Source organism: Nonomuraea deserti (assembly GCF_004348685.1).
GTDB classification, from domain to species: Bacteria; Actinomycetota; Actinomycetes; order Streptosporangiales; family Streptosporangiaceae; genus Nonomuraea; species Nonomuraea deserti.
The window spans coordinates 1-1474 of the sequence record NZ_SMKO01000403.1; the positions used below are offsets into that span (position 1 = coordinate 1).

1 protein-coding gene is annotated in these 1474 nt (G+C 71.6%); it reads left to right on the forward strand.

From position 1 onward, the window contains the following. Positions 1-1474: ATP-binding protein (locus E1292_RS52150; protein WP_439331966.1), on the forward strand; the 1474-nt coding region annotated here is incomplete at both ends.

The window sequence follows — 1474 nt, forward strand, 5'->3', positions numbered from 1 at the left end:
GTCCTGGACAACTGCGAGCACCTTCTGGACGAGTGCGCCGTGCTGGCCGCGACGCTGGTGAGCTCCGCGCCCGAGCTGCGGATCCTGGCCACCAGCAGGGAGGCGCTGGGGATCGCCGGCGAGCGCGTGCTGGCCGTGCCGACGTTGTCGCTGCCGGATCCCGACGATCCGCAGCAGTCGGCCGAGACCCCGGGGGAGGCGGTGCAGCTGTTCACCGAGCGAGCCGCGGCCGTGCTGCCGGGGTTCGCGGTCGCCGAGAGCAGCCGGGATACCGTGGAGCGGATCTGCCGCCAGCTGGACGGCCTGCCCCTCGCCATCGAGCTGGCGGCCGTGCGGCTGAGGATGTTGTCGCCGGAACAGCTGCTGGCCCGGCTGGAGAACCGCTTCCACCTGCTCACCACCGGGCCGCGGGCAGGTCCGCCCCGGCAGCGGACGTTGCGTGCGCTGGTCGACTGGAGTTATGCCCTGTGCACGGAGCCGGAGCGGTTGCTGTGGGCGCGCGTGTCGGTGTTCGCCGGCGGACTGGACCTGGAAGCGGCCGAGGAGGTCTGCTCGGGGGAGGGCGTCGCGCGCGAGGACGTCCTCGATCTGGTGACCTCGCTGGTGAACAAGTCGGTGCTGGTCCGGGAGGAGATCCAGGCGACGGTGCGTTACCGGATGCTGGAGACGATCCGGCAGTACGGCCGCGAACAGCTCCTCGCCTCCGGGGAGGAGCCGGCGATGCGGCGCAGGCACCGCGACTACTACCGCGACCTGGTGGCACGGGCGTGCGCCAAGATGTTCGGCCCGGATCAGGTCGAATGGTTCGACAGGCAGCGGATCGAGCACGCCAACCTGCGCCAGGCCCTGGAATACTGCTTCGCCGTGCCGGGCGAGATCGAAACCGGCCTGGGCATGGCCGCCGACCTCTTCCATCACTGGATGACCGGCGACTACCTGGGTGAGGGACGCGCCCGCCTGGACCAGGGACTGGCCGTCGTCACCGAGGCGAGCGAGATGCGCGGCCGGGCTCTGTGGGTCAACGCCTGGCTGGCCATCATTCAGGCCGACGTCGTCACCGCGGAGGCGGCGGTACGCCAGGCCCGGGAGCTGGGCGAGCAGCTGGGGCTGCAGCCGGTGGTGGCCTACGCGGCGCTTGACTCCGCGATGATCGCCATGTGCTGCGGAGACACCGAAGCCGCGGTCACGCATTACGAGGAGGCGGTCGCCCGTCACCGCGCCACCGGCGACCCGATGGGCCTGACCATGACGCTGTTCCGGCTCTGCCACGCCCTCGCCCTGCTGGGCGACACCTCCCGCGCCGTGGCCGCCGGTGAGGAGTGCCTGGCCGTGTGCGAGGCGCACGGCGACAGGTGGGTCAGGGCCTACGGCAAGACGGTGCTCGGCGTCGCGCTCTGGTTGCAGGGCGACGCTCAGCGCGCGGCCGCGCTGGAGCGGGAGAGCCTGCGCTTCCAGCACTCCATCGACGACCTGC